Raw genomic sequence first — 16,168 nt, forward strand, 5'->3', positions numbered from 1 at the left:
TGGCCGCCGGTCAGGTGGTGCGGGTGTTACTCAACGACCTTCAGCAGCTTGTTCGCCGTGCCCTCGGTGGCATTGCCGATGGCGTCCGGGGTGGCTCCCTCGGTCAGCGCCGTGGAGACCTCCGCCGGGGTGGCGTCCGGGTGTCCCGCCAGGTAGACGGCGGCGGCACCGACGACGTGCGGGGTCGCCATGGACGTACCGGAGATGGTGTTGGACGCGTCGTCGCTGTCGTTCCACGACGAGGTGATGTCCGAACCCGGGGCGTAGATGTCCACGACCGGGCCGAAGTTGGAGAACGACGACTGCTCGTCGTCCACCGTGGACGAGGCGACCGTGATGGCCTCGGGGACGCGCGAGGGCGACCCCTCGCCCGCGTCGCTCGACTCGTTGCCCGCGGCGACCGCGAAGGTGACCCCGGAGGCGATGGCCTTCTGGACCGCCGCGTCGAGCGCCTCGTCCGCGCCGCCGCCCAGGCTCATGTTGGCGACGGACGGGCCCTCGTGGTTCTCGGTGACCCAGTCGATTCCGGCGACGACCTGCTCGGTGGTGCCCGAGCCGGAGTCGTCGAGGACCCGGACGGCGACGATCTTGGCCTTCTTGGCGACGCCGTACGTCGCCCCGGCTATGGTGCCGGCCACGTGCGTGCCGTGGCCGTTGCCGTCGTCGGCGCTGTCGTCGTTGTCGACGGCGTCGAAGCCCGAGCTGGCCCGGCCCTCGAACTCCTGGTGCGTGGTGCGGACACCGGTGTCGATGACGTACGCGGTGACACCCTCGCCCGCGCTGTCCGGGTAGGTGTACGCGTTGTCCCCGGCGGTCTCCGCCTGGTCGATGCGGTCAAGGCCCCACGACGGCGGGTTGTCCTGGGTGGCGCTGATGTGGAACTTCTTGTTCTGGACGACCTTGGAGACGGACGGGTCGGCGGCGAGGCGCTTGGCCTCGGTCTGCGAAAGGCCGCTGGCGGAGAAGCCGTTGATGGCGGAGCTGTAGTTGCGCTTCAGCTTGCCGCCGTACTCCTTGGCGAGCTTCGCCTTGTCGGCCTTCTGGTCCAGCATCACGATGTAGCTGCCGGACACGGCGGTCGCCGCGTCGGCGCCGTAGATCTTGCCCGTCGCGGGGGCGGGTGCCGCTCCGGCGAAGGGGCTGCCCAGCAGGGTGACTCCGGCTGCGGCGGCCACTGCGGTGATGGCGGCGGTCAGCTTGAACCGGCGTGCGCGCTTGTGAATTGCCATGAAGAGGGGTCTCCTCGTCATTCTTTGTGGGGGGATTGGCCCTCGGCCGGAAGATCTCCGGGGGCTGGCTCGAACCCTTACCGATTGACGCGCTCAGATCAAGACCTTCATGTACCTGTGACTTACTCAACAAGGTTTCGTAATAAGAAACCGGCCAGCAGTACCCAAGTCGGGCGTCTGACCTCAACATCCTTTACGTGTAAGGGGCTTCGATCGTCCTTCTCGGGGACGCACCTGCGTCGCAAGGCGGAGAAGGTGCCCCGTCCGCTCGGCAGGAAGCACGACGAGAAGGCTTGATTCCGCCCCTACCTTCGGAAATGAGGCGGCGGCGGTGGGCCGGCGTGGGTCACGAGGGGGCAAGCCCGTCATGGGGAAAGTGGATTCGGCGCGCACGGGGACGCCACGGGTGCGCGGCATCGCCGCCCGGGCGGGCGGCTGGAGTGCCCGGCACCGCTGGGCGGCGGTGACCGTCTGGGTGCTGTTCGTCGTCCTGGCCATGGGGCTCGGCTCCGCGGCCGGCCGGGTCGACGTGCAGGAGAGCGACCAGATGTCCGGCGAGGTGGGACGGGCCGTCCGGATCATCGAGGACGCGGGGCTCAAGGACCCGGCGGGCGAGACCGTGCTCATCCAGTCCGAGGGTCCGGACGCGGCCTCGCTGACGGCCACCTCGCCCGCTTTCCGGTCCGCGGTCGGCTCCGTGATGAAGGCGGTCCAGGCCACCGGCGAGGTCACGGCGGTCAGTTCGCCGTACACGACGAAGACGATCTCCGCGGACGGGCACAGCGCGCTGGTGCAGTTCGAGATGAGGGGTGACCCCGAGACGGCGGGCGAGCGCGTCGAGCCGGTGCTGAAGGCCGTGGCGAAGGTGGACGGCGAGCACGAGGGGCTGCTGATCGAGGAGATCGGCGGCGCCAGCATGGGCAAGACCTTCGACGACGCCTTCGGCAAGGACTTCCAGCGGGCCGAACTCTCCGCGGTACCCGTCGCGCTCGGCATCCTGCTGATCGCTTTCGGGGCGCTCGTCGCCGCGCTGCTGCCGGTCGCCCTCGCCCTCACCGCGATCATCGCGACCATGGGACTGATGGGGCTCGTCAGCCACTTCCAGCCGATGAGCGAGACGGCCGACTCCGTGATGCTGCTGGTCGGTCTGGCCGTCGGCGTCGACTACTGCCTGTTCTATCTGCGCCGCGAGCGCGAGGAGCGGGCCAAGGGGCGCGACGCGCGCACCGCGCTGATGATCGCGGCGGCGACCAGCGGACGGGCGATCGTGGTCTCCGGTGTGACGGTCTGTGTGGCGATGGCGGGCATGCTCTTCACCGGCCTCGCCGAGTTCCAGGCGATGGGGCTGGCCTCGCTCATGGTGGTCGCGGTCGCCATGGCCGGCTCGGTCACCGTGCTGCCCGCCCTGCTCTCGCTGCTCGGTGAGCGGGTCGAGAAGGGCCGGGTGCCCTTCCTCAACCGGCTGAAGCGCTCGGAGCGCGGCGGCGCGGACGGCGAGAGCAGGGTGTGGCGGGCCGTGCTCGGCTCGGTGCTGCGCCGCCCCTGGACCGCCCTGCTCGTCGCCGCCGGCGCACTGGCCGCGATCGCGCTGCCCGCGCTGGGCATGCACACCCAGAACCTCACCCTGGACCAGGAGTTCGGCGACTCGCTGCCGATCGTGCGGACCTACGACCGGCTCAACGAGGCCTTCCCCGGCGGGGCCGACCCGGCACAGGTGGTGGTCAGGGCCGACGACATCGGCTCCGGGCCGGTCCGGCAGGCGCTCGCCGATTTCCGCCGCCAGGCCGTCGCATCGGGCGCATCGAAGGGCCCGGTCGACATGGTGACGCACGACGCGGAGAACATCGCGGTCATCGACGTGCCCCTGGTCGGCGGCTCGGACCAGGACCGGGCGGTCAAGAGCCTGGAGCTGCTGCGCGACACGGTCCGTCCGGCGACGCTCGGCAAGGTCGAGGGCGTCGAGGCGCCGGTCACCGGTCAGGTCGCGGGGTCGAAGGACTTCAACGACCAGATCGTCGGCGCGGTCGTGCCGGTCTTCGCCTTCGTGGTCGTCTTCGCCTTCCTGCTGATGCTGCTCTGCTTCCGGTCGCTGACGATCGCGATCACCTCCATCGTGCTCAACCTGCTGTCGGTGGCCGCCGCCTACGGCATCCTCACCGCGATCTTCCAGCACGGCTGGGGGGCCTCGCTGGTCGGCGCGGAGGGAGTCGGCGCGATCATCTCCTGGCTGCCGCTGTTCCTCTTCGTGATCCTGTTCGGACTCTCGATGGACTACCACGTGTTCGTGGTCTCCCGGATCCGTGAGGCCCGCCTCCAGGGCCGCACCACCCGGGACGCCATCGCGCACGGGGTGGTGACGACGGCGGGCGTGGTGACCAGCGCGGCCGTGATCATGGTCGCCGTGTTCGCGATCTTCGGCACGCTGTCGATGCAGTCCATGAAGCAGATGGGGGTGGGCCTCGCGGCCGCCGTGCTGATCGACGCGACGATCATCCGCGGCATCCTGCTCCCGGCCGTCATGGCCCTGCTGGACGAGCGCAACTGGTACTTCCCCCGGTGGCTGCGGTGGCTGCCCGATCTGACCCACGACGAGACGTACGACGACGTGCCGGTCCCGGTGGCCGCCGGGAGTCCGGTGGACGCGCGGCGCGGGGGCGACGAGCCGGAGCGGGTCGGCGTCTGATCCGGCCCGCCGCGCCCGCCCTCCCCCGGCCTTCCCGCCACGGGGAGGGCGGGCGCGTCAGCGCTGGTAGCGGGCCAGGACCCGGTTGCCGTCCACCACCAGACGCTTCCTCAGCTCGTCCGCGTCGATCGCACCGCTGTAGTACTCCTGGAGCGCGGGGGTGGCGACCTTGTCCTTCCACTCGGGGTAGCCGCGCACGGACTGGGCGGGCGCCGGGCGCAACGCGGTCGCGAGGGCGGCGCCGGTCGCCCAGCCCTTGTCCGCGGTGTGCAGCGAGGGGTCCGCCAGGGCGGCCGTGCCGGTCGGCAGCATCCAGTCGCCCTTGGCCAGGCGCACCATGTTGGCGGGCCGCAGCAGGAAGTCGATGAACTCCACGGCCTCCTTCTTGTGCGGGCTGTCCTCGGCGACGGACAGGGTCTGCGGACTCACTCCCTGGGCCAGGCCCCCGCTGCCGGCCGGGGCGGGCAGCACGGTCCACTCGAAGCCCTTCGGAGCCTGTTCGACCACCTGCTGGCGGTAGGAGAACCCGAGCGGCACCATGGCGTACTTGCCGCCGAAGAGGCCGGGCAGGGTGTCGCCGCCGCCCATGCCGAGCGCGGTGCGGGCGGCGCTGTGGTCGGTGTTGACCTGGTCGTGGATGGTGCCCGGCACGACCTGGTCGCCCTTGTCCATGGCGACGGTCACCTTTCCGTCGGCGCCCCGGTGGAACAGCTCGCCGCCCGCCGACAGGCCCAGGTTCAGGGTGACGGAGACCGGTTCCTTGAGCGGCCACGCGATCCCGTAACGGCCCTTGCCGGTGAGCTTCTTGGTGACCTGGCGGAACTCCGGCCAGGTCCACGGCTTCCGCGGGGTCGGGATGCGGACCCCGGACTCCTTGAGGAGCCTGGTGTTGGCGATCAGGACCCGCGGCTCCTGGAGGAAGGGCACGCCGTAGATCCCGCCGTCGAAGGTGGCGGACTGCCAGCTCTGCGCGGGGATGTCGACGGTCAGCCGGTCCGGGAGGAGCGTGCGCAGATCGGCGAGGTAGCCGCCGTACGCGAAGTCCGCGAGGTCGTCGGACGCGTCGTGGATGACGTCCGGCGCCTCGTCCCCCTCGAAGGAGGTGAGCAGCTGGTCGTGGACACTGTCCCAGGAGCCCTGCACGTACTGCACCTCGACGTCGGGATGGCTCGCGTTCCACTCCTTCACCAGCCGCTTGTTGATGTCGACGGACTCCTTCTGCCAGGCGAGCGACTGGAAGCGGAGCTTGATCTTCCCGTCCGTCCCGCCGTCGCCGTCCCCGCCGCAGCCGGTGAGCAGCAGGGCGAGCGCGGTCGCCGTGGCGGCCGCCGTGCGTACGAGTGCGCGCATCAGCTCTTCACCGCCCCGGCGAGCATGCCGCCCGTGATCCGCCGCTGGATGACGGCGAAGAGCAGGAGGGAGGGGAGGGTGGCGAGGAACGCGGCGGCGGCGAGCGGTCCGAGGTCGCTGGCACCCTCCGCGCCGATGAAGTGCGTGAGGACGACGGGCAACGTCTGCTTCTCCGGTGTCTTGAGCAGGACGAGCGCGAAGAAGAACTCGTTCCAGGCGGTGATGAACGCGAAGAGCGCGGTGGCGACGATCCCGGGGGCCAGCAGCGGGGCGGTGACCGAGACCAGTGTCCGCAGCCGGCCGGCACCGTCGACCGCCGCGGCCTCCTCCAGCTCGGGCGGCACGGCCCGGACGTACCCGACGAGCATCCACAGCGCGAAGGGCAGCGCCCAGACCACGTACACCATGATCAGCCCCCACAGGGTGTTGATCAGATGCAGGTGCTTGAGGACCAGGAAGAGCGGAATGATCAGCAGGACGAAGGGGAACGCCTGGCTGACCACGACCCAGCCGGTGGCGGCCGCGGAGAGCCGGGAGCGGTGGCGGGCCATCACATAGGCCATCGGGGTCGCGATGACGACGGCGATGACACCGGCCGAGAGCGCGGCGATCAGTGAGTTGCCCGCGGCCCGGAGCAGCGGCTGTTCGTCGAAGGCCTGCCGGAAGTTGTCCAGCGTGGGGTGCTCGGGGATCCAGGTGGGGTGCAGCGAGCCCAGTTCGGGCGCGGGTTTGAAGGCGGTGGAGATCAGCCACAGGAACGGGAAGGCCAGGAAGACCAGGTAGCAGAACAGCGCGGCGTACTGTCCGGCGCGTGCGGGCCTGCTGATGCGCGGACTCATCGGTCCTCGCCTCCCCTCAGCCGTCCGGCGAGGTACACGGCGAGGATCACGGAGATCACCGCGACCATCACACAGCCCATCGCGGCGGCGTAGCCGAACTGCCCGTACCGGAAGGCCTCTTCGTAGGCGAAGAGCATCGGCAGCCGGGTACGGCCGCCGGGTCCGCCGTTGGTCAGCACGTAGACCAGGGCGAAGGCGTTGAAGTTCCAGATGAAGTTGAGCGCGGTGATCGAGAGGGCGACCGGGCGCAGCGCGGGCCAGGTGACCGTACGGAAGCGGCGCCAGGCGCCCGCGCCGTCCAGGGCGGCGGCCTCGTGGAGTTCGTGCGGGGTGTTCTGCAGCCCGGCGAGCAGCGCGACCGTGGTCTGCGGCATGCCGGCCCAGACCCCGACCAGGATCACCGCGGGCAGTGCGGTGGCGAGGCCGGTCAGCCAGTCCCGGCCGTCGCCGAGGCCGAGGTCGCGGATGGTCTCGTTGAGGATGCCGGCGTCCGGATTGTAGACAAGGCGCCACATGATGCCGACGACGACCTCGGGCATCGCCCACGGGATGATCGCCAGGGCGCGGGCCAGCCAGCGCATCCGCAGGTTCTCGTTGAGCAGCAGGGCCAGGCCGAGGGCCAGCACGAACTGCGGGACGGTGACGCCGACCGCCCACACCAGACCGATCCGGAAGGACTCCCAGAACAGTCCGTCGTGGAGGAGGTCCTGGAAGTTGAGCACCCCGACCCACTGGGTGGAGCGGGTGCGGCCGGACTGGGCGTCTGTGAAGGCCAGCGCGATGCCGTAGAGCAGCGGTCCGACGCTGAGGATCAGGATCGGGATCAGGGCGGGCAGCACCAGGAACCAGGTCCCGGCGTTCCGGTTGATGTCTCCGGACCCCTTGCCGCGGGGGCCGCCCGGGGGGCCGTGCCGCCCGGACTGCACGGTTGCACTCGCCAATGTCATGGATGCGACCCCCTTGCGTCATTCGACCGGCTTTATACCGTTCTGGCCGCTCAGGTGGCCTACGCCATCGTGCTGACGGCCCGTCCGTTCGTCAAGGCAACCTGCACGGATGCGAAAATCGGATCCATGAACGAGATGCGAGCGCGCGAGGTACTGACCGCTGCCGGGCTGTCCGGGGACGCGGAGCTGATCGCGCTGGGCGAGAACGCGGTGTTCGCCGTGGGCGACCTGGTCGTCAAGATCGGCCGGGACGCCGTGCGCAGCCCGGAGCTGCGGGAGCGGGCGGAACGCGAAGTGGCCGTCGCCCAGTGGCTCGCCGCGTCCGGCGTCCCCGCCGTGCGGGCCGCCGAGCCCGGGGCGCGGCTGGTCGAGGGCCATCCGGTGACACTGTGGCACCGGCTGCCGGACGCGGTGCGGCCCGCCGAGCCCAGGGACCTGGCGCCGCTGCTCACCGCGGTCCACGCACTGCCCGCCCCGGAGGGCCTCACCCTGCCCCGGCGGGAGCTGCTGGGCGGCGTCGAGCGGTGGCTCGGCCTGGCCGGCGAGGCGGTCGATCCGGCCGACGCCGCATATCTGCGCGAGCGCCGCGACGGCTTCGCGGCGGCCGCCGCCGCACTGGTCCCCCATCTTCCGCCGGGCCCGATCCACGGCGACGCGCTCGCGCGCAACGTCCATGTCGGCCCGGACGGACCGGTCCTGGTGGACCTGGAGACCTTCTCCACGGATCTGCGCGAGCACGACCTCGTGGTGCTCGCCCTGTCCCGTGACCGGTACGGGCTGCCGGCCGAGGCCTATGACGCGTTCACCTCGGCGTACGGCTGGGACGTACGCGCATGGGACGGCTGCGCGGTGCTGCGCGGGGCGCGGGAGACGGCGAGCTGCGCCTGGGTCGCCCAGCACGCGCCGGCCAACCCGAAGGCACTCGCCGAGTTCCGCCGCCGTGTGGCGTCGCTGCGCGACGGGGACACGTCGGTGCGCTGGTACCCCTTCTGACCGCTTCGTCCTCAATCGCCCGATGGGCTCGATTCCACCTGGAGCGCCAGTTCACGCACCGGCCAGTGGCCGTCGATGACCGCGTCCGCCTCGCCCTTGCGGCGCAGGAACTGCTGGAAGTCGGCGGCCCACTGGGCGTACCAGCCGATCTGGCGCTCGTGGAGCTCCGGCGCCGGCAGTGCGGCCACCGAGGGGTGCCGCGCGGCTATCGCGTACGCCACCCGCACCGCGGCCAGCGCGTCCGCCGCCGCGTCGTGCGCTCCCCCGTGGACCACGCCGTACTCCACGCAGACCGCTTCCAGGTTGCGCTTGCCCTTGCGGTAGCGGTCGACGGCCCGGTCGATCGTGTACGGGTCGACCACCGGGCCGATGCCCGCCCCGTCCAGCCGGTCGGTGAGCGACGGCAGTCCGTGGCGGTGCAGCTCGGCCGTCAGCAGGGTCAGGTCGAAGGCCGCGTTGTACGCCACCACCGGGATGCCCCGGCGCCAGTACCCGGCCAGGGCGTCGGCGATCTCGTCGGCCACCTCGCGCACCGGCCGGCCCTCCGCCGCCGCCCGCTCGCTGCTGATGCCGTGGATCGCGGAGGCCTGTGCGGGGATCCTGATCCCCGGATCGGCCAGCCAGGTGCGCCGGCTCGCCGGTTCCCCCTCGCTGCCGTCGACGCGGACGACCGCGGCCGTCACGATCCTGGCCTCCAGCGGTTCCGTACCCGTCGTCTCCAGGTCGAAGCCGACCAGCGCCTGCCGGTGCCAGCTCATCCCGTACCTCCTTCGTGGTGCTCCCCCAGATGACGACCACCCTCGCACGGGCCACTGACAACGCCGGGGGACGGTCCCTCAGGAGACCGGCCGGGAGTCCGTCCACACGGACTCGAACTCCTCGCGGTACGTCTCGAACAGGCCGTGCTCGGTGTCCTGGCCGGCCCGGACCACGGCCCGCCCGCCGCCCCGCAGCACCAGCACCGGGGCCTCCATGCCGCGTGCCCGGCGCAGATACGTCTGGACGACGCCCACCGCGTTCGCCCCGTCGCCGTCCACCAGATAGGCCGTGAAACGCGGCGTCTCGTCGAAGACGTGGATCTCGAAGGCGCCCGGATCGCGGAGCTTGGAGCGGACCCGGCGCATGTGGAGGATGTTCATCTCCACCGATCGGCTCAGCTCGCCCTTCTTCAGGCCGAGCTCCCGCTCCCGGCGCTTGACCGCGCTGCTCGCCGGGTTGATGAAGAGCAGCCGGACCCGGCAGCCCGACTCGGCGAGCCGGATCAGCCGGCGGCCGGAGAAGTTCTGCACGAGCAGATTGAGGCCTATCCCGATCGCGTCCAGCCGGCGCGAACCGCCGAACAGGTCCTCGGCGGGCAGCTGGCGCTGGAGCCGCACCCGGTCGGGGTGGACGGAGACCACGTCCGCGTACCGGTCGCCGACGAGTTCCTCCACGGCGTCGACCGGGAGCCGGTCGGCGGACGGGACGGCGGCCCCGCTGCCCAGGATCTCCAGCAGCCGTGCCGAGGCCCGCTCGGCCTGGGCGAGCACCGCCTCGTTGAGCGCGCGGTTGCGGGAGACCACGTTGCGCGCGACCTCCAGCTCGTCCAGCGCCAGCTCGACGTCGCGGCGGTCGTCGAAGTAGGGCTCGAAGCAGGGCCAGTGCTGGACCATCAGCTCACGCAGCTGCGGCAGCGTGAGGAAGCTCAGCACGTTGTCGTCGGCCGGGTCGAGGAGATAGCCCTTGCGGCGGGAGACCTCGCGCACCGCGACGGCCCGCTGCACCCACTCCTGGCCGGCGGGGCCGGCCGCGGCCACCACCCAGTCCTCGCCGTGCACCGGTTCGTAGATCGGCCGGAGCACCGCCGCCACGACGGCGCGCAGCCGCTGCTCGACGAGATTCAGCCAGATATAGGCGCGCCCGGCCCGCTGGGCGCGGGTGCGCACCTCGCTCCAGGCGTCCGCGCCCCAGTCCAGTTCCGCACCGATCTCCAGGGGCTGCGCCAGCGAGACCGCCCCGGGCGGGACATCGGCCACGTCCCCCTCGTGACCCGTGTCACCTGGGGGCAGCTCGAATCCTCCCGAGCTCACCCGCGCACCGCCTTCCACTCCCCCACCAACGATCAAGGAAGGGTACTCCGGGAGCGGGAGCCGGTGCAGCCGGATGCACAGGCTGCTTTCCCAACTCCCCTATGGGACAGGCTCGTTCCCTGCGGCGAGATCTGCCGGAGTGAGCGGATTCATAGTGATTAAACACCCCACCCGAAGCCGCATACCGGACAGCCCACCGGGTGGCCCCGCCGGATTCCGGTTGCGGGCGACACGGAGGGGCCCGATGTTGACCGGACCGGGGCCCGATGTCGAGCGGACCGAGCCACGTCCTGCCCGGTCCTAGGTAAGGGCCGCTCTTTCGGGGAAGATCTGTCCCCAGGGAGCCCGCAATCCCCAGGCAACCGCATCAGAAGTGGAAGAGTCGAATCTATGCAGGTCTGGCCGGGACAGGCGTACCCCCTCGGTGCCACGTACGACGGCGCCGGGACCAACTTCGCGGTCTTCTCGGAGGCCGCCCACAGAATCGAGTTGTGCCTGCTGCACGACGACGGTTCCGAGACGGCGGTGGAGCTGAGGGAGACCGACGCCTTCGTCCGGCACGCGTATCTGCCCGGGGTGATGCCCGGTCAGCGGTACGGGTTCCGGGTGCACGGCCCGTACGAGCCGCAGCGCGGCGCCCGCTGCAACTCCGCCAAGCTGCTGCTCGACCCGTACGCGCGGGCGGTCGCCGGGCAGATCCAGTGGGGCGAGGCGGTGTACGGCTATCCGTTCGGCCGGCCCGACACGCGCAACGACCTGGACTCGGCGCCGCACACCATGAGCTCGGTGGTGGTCAACCCGTACTTCGACTGGGGCGACGACCGGCGCCCCCGTACGGACTACCACCGCACGGTGATCTACGAGGCCCATGTGAAGGGCCTGACGATGCTCCATCCGGGGCTGCCGAAGGAGCTGCGCGGCACGTATGCCGGGCTGGCGCATCCGGAGGTCATCGCGCACCTGACGGAGCTCGGTGTCACGGCGATCGAATTAATGCCGGTGCACCAGTTCGTCCAGGACCACCGGCTGGCGGACGCGGGGCTCGCCAACTACTGGGGCTACAACACCATCGGTTTCTTCGCCCCGCACAACGCCTACGCCTCCTGGGGCGACCGGGGCGAGCAGGTGCTGGAGTTCAAGCAGGCCGTGCGCGCCCTGCACCAGGCCGGCATCGAGGTGATCCTCGACGTGGTCTACAACCACACGGCGGAGGGCAACCACCTGGGCCCCACGCTCTCCTTCCGGGGGCTGGACAACGCCTCGTACTACCGGCTCGCCGACGACCAGCGCTACTACATGGACACCACGGGGACCGGGAACTCCCTGCTGATGCGCTCCCCGCACGTGCTCCAGCTGATCATGGACTCGCTGCGCTACTGGGTGACCGAGATGCACGTGGACGGCTTCCGCTTCGACCTGGCGGCCACGCTGGCCCGCCAGTTCCACGAGGTGGACCGGCTGTCGTCGTTCTTCGACCTGGTGCAGCAGGACCCGGTGGTCAGCCAGGTGAAGCTGATCGCCGAGCCGTGGGACGTGGGCGAGGGCGGCTACCAGGTGGGGAACTTCCCGCCGCTGTGGACCGAGTGGAACGGGAAGTACCGGGACACGGTGCGCGACCTGTGGCGCGGCGAGCCGCGCACGCTGGCCGAGTTCGCGGGCCGGCTGACGGGGTCGTCGGACCTGTACCAGGACGACGGCCGGCGGCCGCTCGCCTCGATCAACTTCACCACCTGCCACGACGGTTTCACCCTGCACGACCTGGTCTCGTACAACGACAAGCACAACGAGGCCAACGGCGAGGGCAACCGGGACGGCGAGAGCCACAACCGGTCCTGGAACTGCGGTGTCGAGGGCGAGACGGACCGGCCCGAGGTGCTGGAGCTGCGCGAGCGGCAGATGCGGAACTTCATCGCCACGCTGATGCTCTCGCAGGGTGTGCCGATGCTGAGTCACGGCGACGAGTTCGGCCGTACCCAGCGGGGCAACAACAACGGCTACTGCCAGGACAGCGAACTGTCCTGGGTGCACTGGCCCGACCCGGCCGGGGCGGCGGGGGACGAGGAGGGCGAGCCGGACCCCCAGGACGGCGGCGGCCTCGGCAGCAGTCTGCTGGAGTTCACCCGGGCGATGGTGTGGCTGCGCCGGGACCATCCGGTCTTCCGGCGCCGCCGGTTCTTCCACGGACGCCCGGTGGAGGGCACCCACGACGAGCTCTCGGACATCGCCTGGTTCACACCCGAGGGCGAGGAGATGACGCAGCGGGACTGGCAGGCGGCCCACGCCAAGGCCCTGACGGTCTTTCTGAACGGACACGCGATCTCGGAGCCGGGTCCGCGCGGGGAGCGGATCTCCGACGACTCGTTCCTGCTGATGTTCAACGCGAGCGCCGAGACGCTGGAATTCGCCGTACCGGTCAATCACGGGCGCCAGTGGCTGGCCGTGGTCGACACGGCCCGGCCGGACGGCGTCCTGACGGGTGCGGGGCCGAAGGTGGCGGCGGGCGATCGGGTGACGCTGGTGGGGCGGAGCATGGTGGTGCTGCAGCGGCCCGCGTAGGTGAAGACGGCCGGGGGGGGCTGGCACTCGTCCGTGGCCGGGTGACACAGGCGGCCCGGATGTGGGTACGAACGTATCCATGACGCCTTCCGCCACGTACCGGCTCCAGCTCCAGCCGGAGTTCCCGTTCTCGGCCGCCGAGGACGCCGTCCCGTACCTCGCCTCGCTCGGCGTCTCCCATCTGCACCTCTCCCCCGTGCTGGAAGCCGTGCCCGGCTCCCGGCACGGCTACGACGTCGTCGACCACAGCCGGGTCCGCGCCGAGCTGGGCGGCGAGGAGGGGCTGCGCCGGCTGGCGCGCACCGCGCGGGAGCACGGGCTCGGGCTGGTGCTGGACATCGTGCCGAACCACATGGCGGCCGATCCCCGGCACAACCACGCCCTGCGGGAGGTCCTGCGCGAGGGCCCCGGCTCCCCGTACGCCCGTTGGTTCGACATCGACTGGGCGGCGGGCGACGGCCGGGTCCTGCTGCCCGTGCTCGCCGGGCGGCTGGGCGAGGAGATCGGCCGGCTGCGGGTCGACGGGGACGTGCTGCGCTACGGGGAGCAGGAGTTCCCGCTCCGGGCCGGCACCGGCCACCTGGACCTCCCGGAGCTGCTGGACGCCCAGCACTACCGGCTGGGCTGGTGGCGGCTGGCCCGCACCGAGCTGAACTACCGGCGGTTCTTCACCATCTCGGAGCTGATCGGGGTGCGGGTGGAGGACCCCGAGGTGTTCGCGGCCTCCCACGCGAAGATCCTGGAGCTGGTGCGGGACGGGGTCGTGGACGGGCTTCGGATCGACCATCCGGACGGGCTCGCCGACCCGGCCGGCTATCTGGAGCGGCTGTCCGCGGCGAGCGGCGGGGTGTGGACGGTGGTGGAGAAGATCCTCACCGGCCCCGAGCCGCTGCCGGCCGGCTGGGCCGTGGCCGGGACGACGGGGTACGACGCGCTGCACCGGATCGACGGGCTCTTCGTCGACCCGGCGGGCGCGGCCGAACTGCTGGGCCACTACCGGGACTCCGCCTCCCCGAGCGGCGACCGCGGCGGCTACTGGGCGGCGACCGTGCGCCGGGCCGCGTACCGCGTGGTCACCCATGAGCTGGCCGCCGAGACCGAGCTGCTGACCAGGCTGGCGTCCCGGGTCTGCGCCGAGGACCCCGCGCTGCGCGACCACGCCCCCTGGGCCCTGCGCACGGCCGTGCGCGAACTGCTGGTCCGGGTGCCGGTCTACCGCCCGTACGTGACGGCGGGCAGCCCCTGCTCCGCGACGGCCGAGGCGACGCTGGACGCGGTCGCGGTCAGCGACGCCAAGGCGGCTTTCACGGTGTGGGAGGAGGCGTCGGCGGTCGACGTGGTGCGGGAGCTGGCGCTGGGGCGGCTCGGCGCGGGCGGTGACCGGGCGGCGTTCAGCGCCCGGTTCGCCCAGACCGCGTCCGCGCTGCGGGCCAAGGCGGTCGAGGACACGGCGTACTACCGGTACGTTCCGCTGATCTCGGCGAACGAGGTGGGCGGCGATCCGGGGCGGCCTGCGGTGGCCCCGGAGGAGTTCCACCTCTTCTGCGCACGGCTCGCCCGCGACTGGCCCGCCACCGGGACGGCGCTGACGACGCATGACACCAAGCGCAGCGCCGACGTCCGGGCGGGCATCGCGGTGCTGTCCGAGTGCCCCGGCCCGTGGTCGGAGCTGGTCGGGGAGCTGACGCGGGCGGCTCCGGCCGCCCCCGATCCGCAGCTCGCCTGGGAGGCGTGGCAGACCGCGCTCGGCTGTGTGGGCTTCCCGTCCGGGGAGCAGGCCGCCCGGCTGGAGCCGGCGCTGCTGAAGGCGGTGCGCGAGTCGGGCCTGTTCACGAGCTGGACCGAACCCGATCCGGTGTACGAGCGGGTGGCGACGGGCTTCGTGACCGCGGGCCCGGCCGCCGGCGCCGGTCCGGTGCGGGAGCTGCTGGACGCCTTCGCCGCGGGGCTGGCCCCGCATGTGCGGGCCAATGTGCTGGGGGCGGCGCTGGTGCAGCTGACGATGCCGGGGGTGCCGGATCTCTACCAGGGCACGGAGCGGGAGTATCTGGCGCTGGTCGACCCGGACAACCGGCGGCCGTTCGCCCCGCCCGCCGACGACGCGCCCGCCGACGCGAAGGGCGACCTCACGGTGGCGGCGCTGCGGCTGCGGCGGGAGCGGCCCGAGGTGTTCGGCGAGTCGGGTACGTACGCCCCGCTGGCCGTCTCCGGTCCGGCGGCGGCGCACTGTCTGGCCTTCTCCCGGTCCGGTGAGGCCGTCACCGCGGTGACCCGGCTGTCGTTGCGGCTGGCGGAGTCGGGCGGCTGGCGCGGTACGGAGCTGACGCTGCCGGACGACGGGGTGTGGCGCGATCTGCTGACGCCGGGCCGGAAGTTCTCCGGCGGCGCGGTGCCGGTGGCGGAGCTGTTCGCCGAGCGGCCGGTGGCCCTGCTCATCCGGGCCGGACGAGAAGGGAGCGCGGGCCCCGTGTGAGCAGGCCGGTGGCGGCCGGGCGGAAGCCGTCCGCCCAGCGGAGGGCGGGCATCGCGTCGAGCAGGGCGCGCAGGCCCTGTTCGGCCTCCAGCCGGCCGAGCGCCACGGCGGGGCAGCCCGCAGGGCCGGGCGTGTCGCGGTCCTGGTCGCGGCGGAAGGGGTCGAAGACGTCCGGTGCGGCGAAGCGTTCCGGATCGCGGCCTGCCGAGCCGATCAGGCAGGCGACGGGCGCCCGCGCCGGGAGGGTGCCGCCGCTGAGGGTGACCTCGGTGCGGGTGCGGCGCAGCACGATCTGGACGGGCGGGTCGCGGCGCAGCGACTCCGTCCAGGCGCGGCCGGCGAGCGCGGGCTCGATGCGCAGGGCGGCCATCAGGTCGGCGTCGTCCAGCAGGTTGGCGAGGAACGAGGCGAGCGCGGTCTCGCGCAGCCCGGTGTGCCGGGTGCAGGGACCGTCGGCCGCGGTGCGGGTGCCCGCGCCGGTGCCCGAACCGGCGGGCAGCCAGCGGCAGAACTCCTCGACGAGGTCGGCCTGCGGACGTCCGGCGAGGCGCCGCGCCAGCACAAAGGCGGTGCGCTCGACGCGCTCGGCCAGATGCGGGGGCACCCGGCCGGTCTCCACCGCGTACCGGTCGCGGGGCAGGCAGCGGGCGTTGCCGTGGCAGAGTCCGAGCGGGGCGGGCCCGCCGCGGGGCGCGCCGTCGTGAGGGAAGCCGGCGAACCTCGGGTCGGTGAGCGCGGTGGCCACGTCGTCGTACCGGCTGACCAGCCAGGCGCCCAGCGGCGCGTCGTAGCTGAGCGGGTACTCCTCGCGGAGCACCCGGTAGAGCCGGTACGGGTCGTGGGCGGCGCCCGGCGCGAGGAGGCTGGGGCCGCCGCCGGCCCGGGCCCGGGCGCGGCGGCGCGCGGCCGGGGAGCGGACGGTGCGGCGTTCGGGCGAGGACATCGGGGCCGGTATCTCACCGGGCGCGTCTGCCTGCATGACGTACCCCCGGGGCATCAGGTGCGCCGGTGTGCGGCGCTCTCCCCCTC

At 72.1% G+C, this 16,168-nt stretch carries 11 protein-coding genes; 4 read left to right on the forward strand and 7 right to left on the reverse strand.

The window, feature by feature from the left end:
* Positions 1-26 precede the first annotated feature (26 nt).
* A complete protein-coding gene (locus tag OG521_08600) occupies positions 27-1,229 on the reverse strand; it encodes a S8 family peptidase (protein ID WUW20844.1) in 1,203 nt (400 codons plus the stop codon).
* 367 nt (positions 1,230-1,596) lie between these two features.
* Between OG521_08600 and OG521_08605 the strand changes: the two genes are divergently transcribed.
* Positions 1,597-3,912 (forward strand): MMPL family transporter, encoded by a 2,316-nt coding sequence (locus tag OG521_08605; protein WUW20845.1) that lies wholly within the window; start codon positions 1,597-1,599, stop codon positions 3,910-3,912.
* A gap of 57 nt (positions 3,913-3,969) precedes the next feature.
* Here OG521_08605 and OG521_08610 read toward each other — a convergent pair whose 3' ends face one another.
* The 3 genes from OG521_08610 to OG521_08620 are packed head-to-tail and all read right to left on the reverse strand — an operon-like array spanning position 3,970 to position 7,048.
* On the reverse strand, positions 3,970-5,262 hold the full coding sequence (locus OG521_08610) for a sugar ABC transporter substrate-binding protein (GenBank protein WUW20846.1): 1,293 nt from the start codon (positions 5,260-5,262) through the stop codon (positions 3,970-3,972).
* Positions 5,262-6,101 (reverse strand): carbohydrate ABC transporter permease, encoded by an 840-nt coding sequence (locus OG521_08615; protein ID WUW20847.1) that lies wholly within the window; start codon positions 6,099-6,101, stop codon positions 5,262-5,264. Before OG521_08615 ends, OG521_08610 begins: the two co-directional genes overlap by 1 nt.
* Entirely contained in the window at positions 6,098-7,048 is a 951-nt protein-coding gene (locus OG521_08620) for a sugar ABC transporter permease (protein ID WUW20848.1), read from the reverse strand. The genes OG521_08615 and OG521_08620 overlap by 4 nt, the downstream gene beginning before the upstream one ends.
* A gap of 126 nt (positions 7,049-7,174) precedes the next feature.
* On the opposite strand from OG521_08620, the gene OG521_08625 reads away from it, so the two are divergent.
* Positions 7,175-8,041, forward strand: a complete 867-nt coding sequence (locus tag OG521_08625) for an aminoglycoside phosphotransferase family protein (protein WUW20849.1) — start codon at positions 7,175-7,177, stop codon at positions 8,039-8,041.
* 11 nt (positions 8,042-8,052) lie between these two features.
* On the opposite strand, the gene OG521_08630 is transcribed toward OG521_08625, so the two are convergent.
* Both OG521_08630 and OG521_08635 read right to left on the reverse strand, forming a co-directional pair.
* Positions 8,053-8,799, reverse strand: a complete 747-nt coding sequence (locus OG521_08630) for a 3'-5' exonuclease (GenBank protein WUW20850.1) — start codon at positions 8,797-8,799, stop codon at positions 8,053-8,055.
* 78 nt (positions 8,800-8,877) lie between these two features.
* A complete protein-coding gene (locus OG521_08635) occupies positions 8,878-10,110 on the reverse strand; it encodes an SAV2148 family HEPN domain-containing protein (GenBank protein ID WUW20851.1) in 1,233 nt (410 codons plus the stop codon).
* 390 nt (positions 10,111-10,500) lie between these two features.
* Between OG521_08635 and glgX the strand changes: the two genes are divergently transcribed.
* Entirely contained in the window at positions 10,501-12,666 is a 2,166-nt protein-coding gene (gene glgX / locus OG521_08640) for a glycogen debranching protein GlgX (protein ID WUW20852.1), read from the forward strand.
* A 79-nt stretch (positions 12,667-12,745) separates the two neighbouring features.
* Positions 12,746-15,139 carry a malto-oligosyltrehalose synthase gene (gene treY / locus OG521_08645; protein WUW20853.1) on the forward strand — a complete coding sequence of 798 codons (2,394 nt, stop codon included), beginning with the start codon at positions 12,746-12,748 and terminating at the stop codon, positions 15,137-15,139.
* Here treY and OG521_08650 read toward each other — a convergent pair.
* Positions 15,099-16,118, reverse strand: coding sequence for a cytochrome P450 (locus tag OG521_08650; GenBank protein ID WUW20854.1), 1,020 nt, complete (start codon positions 16,116-16,118; stop codon positions 15,099-15,101). The two genes, treY and OG521_08650, sit on opposite strands and share 41 nt — an antisense overlap.
* Between the last annotated feature and the right edge of the window lie 50 nt (positions 16,119-16,168).

This window comes from Streptomyces sp. NBC_01463 (assembly GCA_036227345.1).
GTDB lineage: Bacteria > Actinomycetota > Actinomycetes > Streptomycetales > Streptomycetaceae > Streptomyces.

Coding starts and splice junctions, on each gene's coding strand:
- OG521_08600 (WUW20844.1), bottom strand. CDS start 1,229: ATGGCAATTCACAAGCGCGCACGCCGGTTCAAGCTGACCGCCGCCATC.
- OG521_08605 (WUW20845.1), top strand. CDS start 1,597: ATGGGGAAAGTGGATTCGGCGCGCACGGGGACGCCACGGGTGCGCGGC.
- OG521_08610 (WUW20846.1), bottom strand. CDS start 5,262: ATGCGCGCACTCGTACGCACGGCGGCCGCCACGGCGACCGCGCTCGCC.
- OG521_08615 (WUW20847.1), bottom strand. CDS start 6,101: ATGAGTCCGCGCATCAGCAGGCCCGCACGCGCCGGACAGTACGCCGCG.
- OG521_08620 (WUW20848.1), bottom strand. CDS start 7,048: ATGACATTGGCGAGTGCAACCGTGCAGTCCGGGCGGCACGGCCCCCCG.
- OG521_08625 (WUW20849.1), top strand. CDS start 7,175: ATGAACGAGATGCGAGCGCGCGAGGTACTGACCGCTGCCGGGCTGTCC.
- OG521_08630 (WUW20850.1), bottom strand. CDS start 8,799: ATGAGCTGGCACCGGCAGGCGCTGGTCGGCTTCGACCTGGAGACGACG.
- glgX (WUW20852.1), top strand. CDS start 10,501: ATGCAGGTCTGGCCGGGACAGGCGTACCCCCTCGGTGCCACGTACGAC.
- treY (WUW20853.1), top strand. CDS start 12,746: ATGACGCCTTCCGCCACGTACCGGCTCCAGCTCCAGCCGGAGTTCCCG.
- OG521_08650 (WUW20854.1), bottom strand. CDS start 16,118: ATGCAGGCAGACGCGCCCGGTGAGATACCGGCCCCGATGTCCTCGCCC.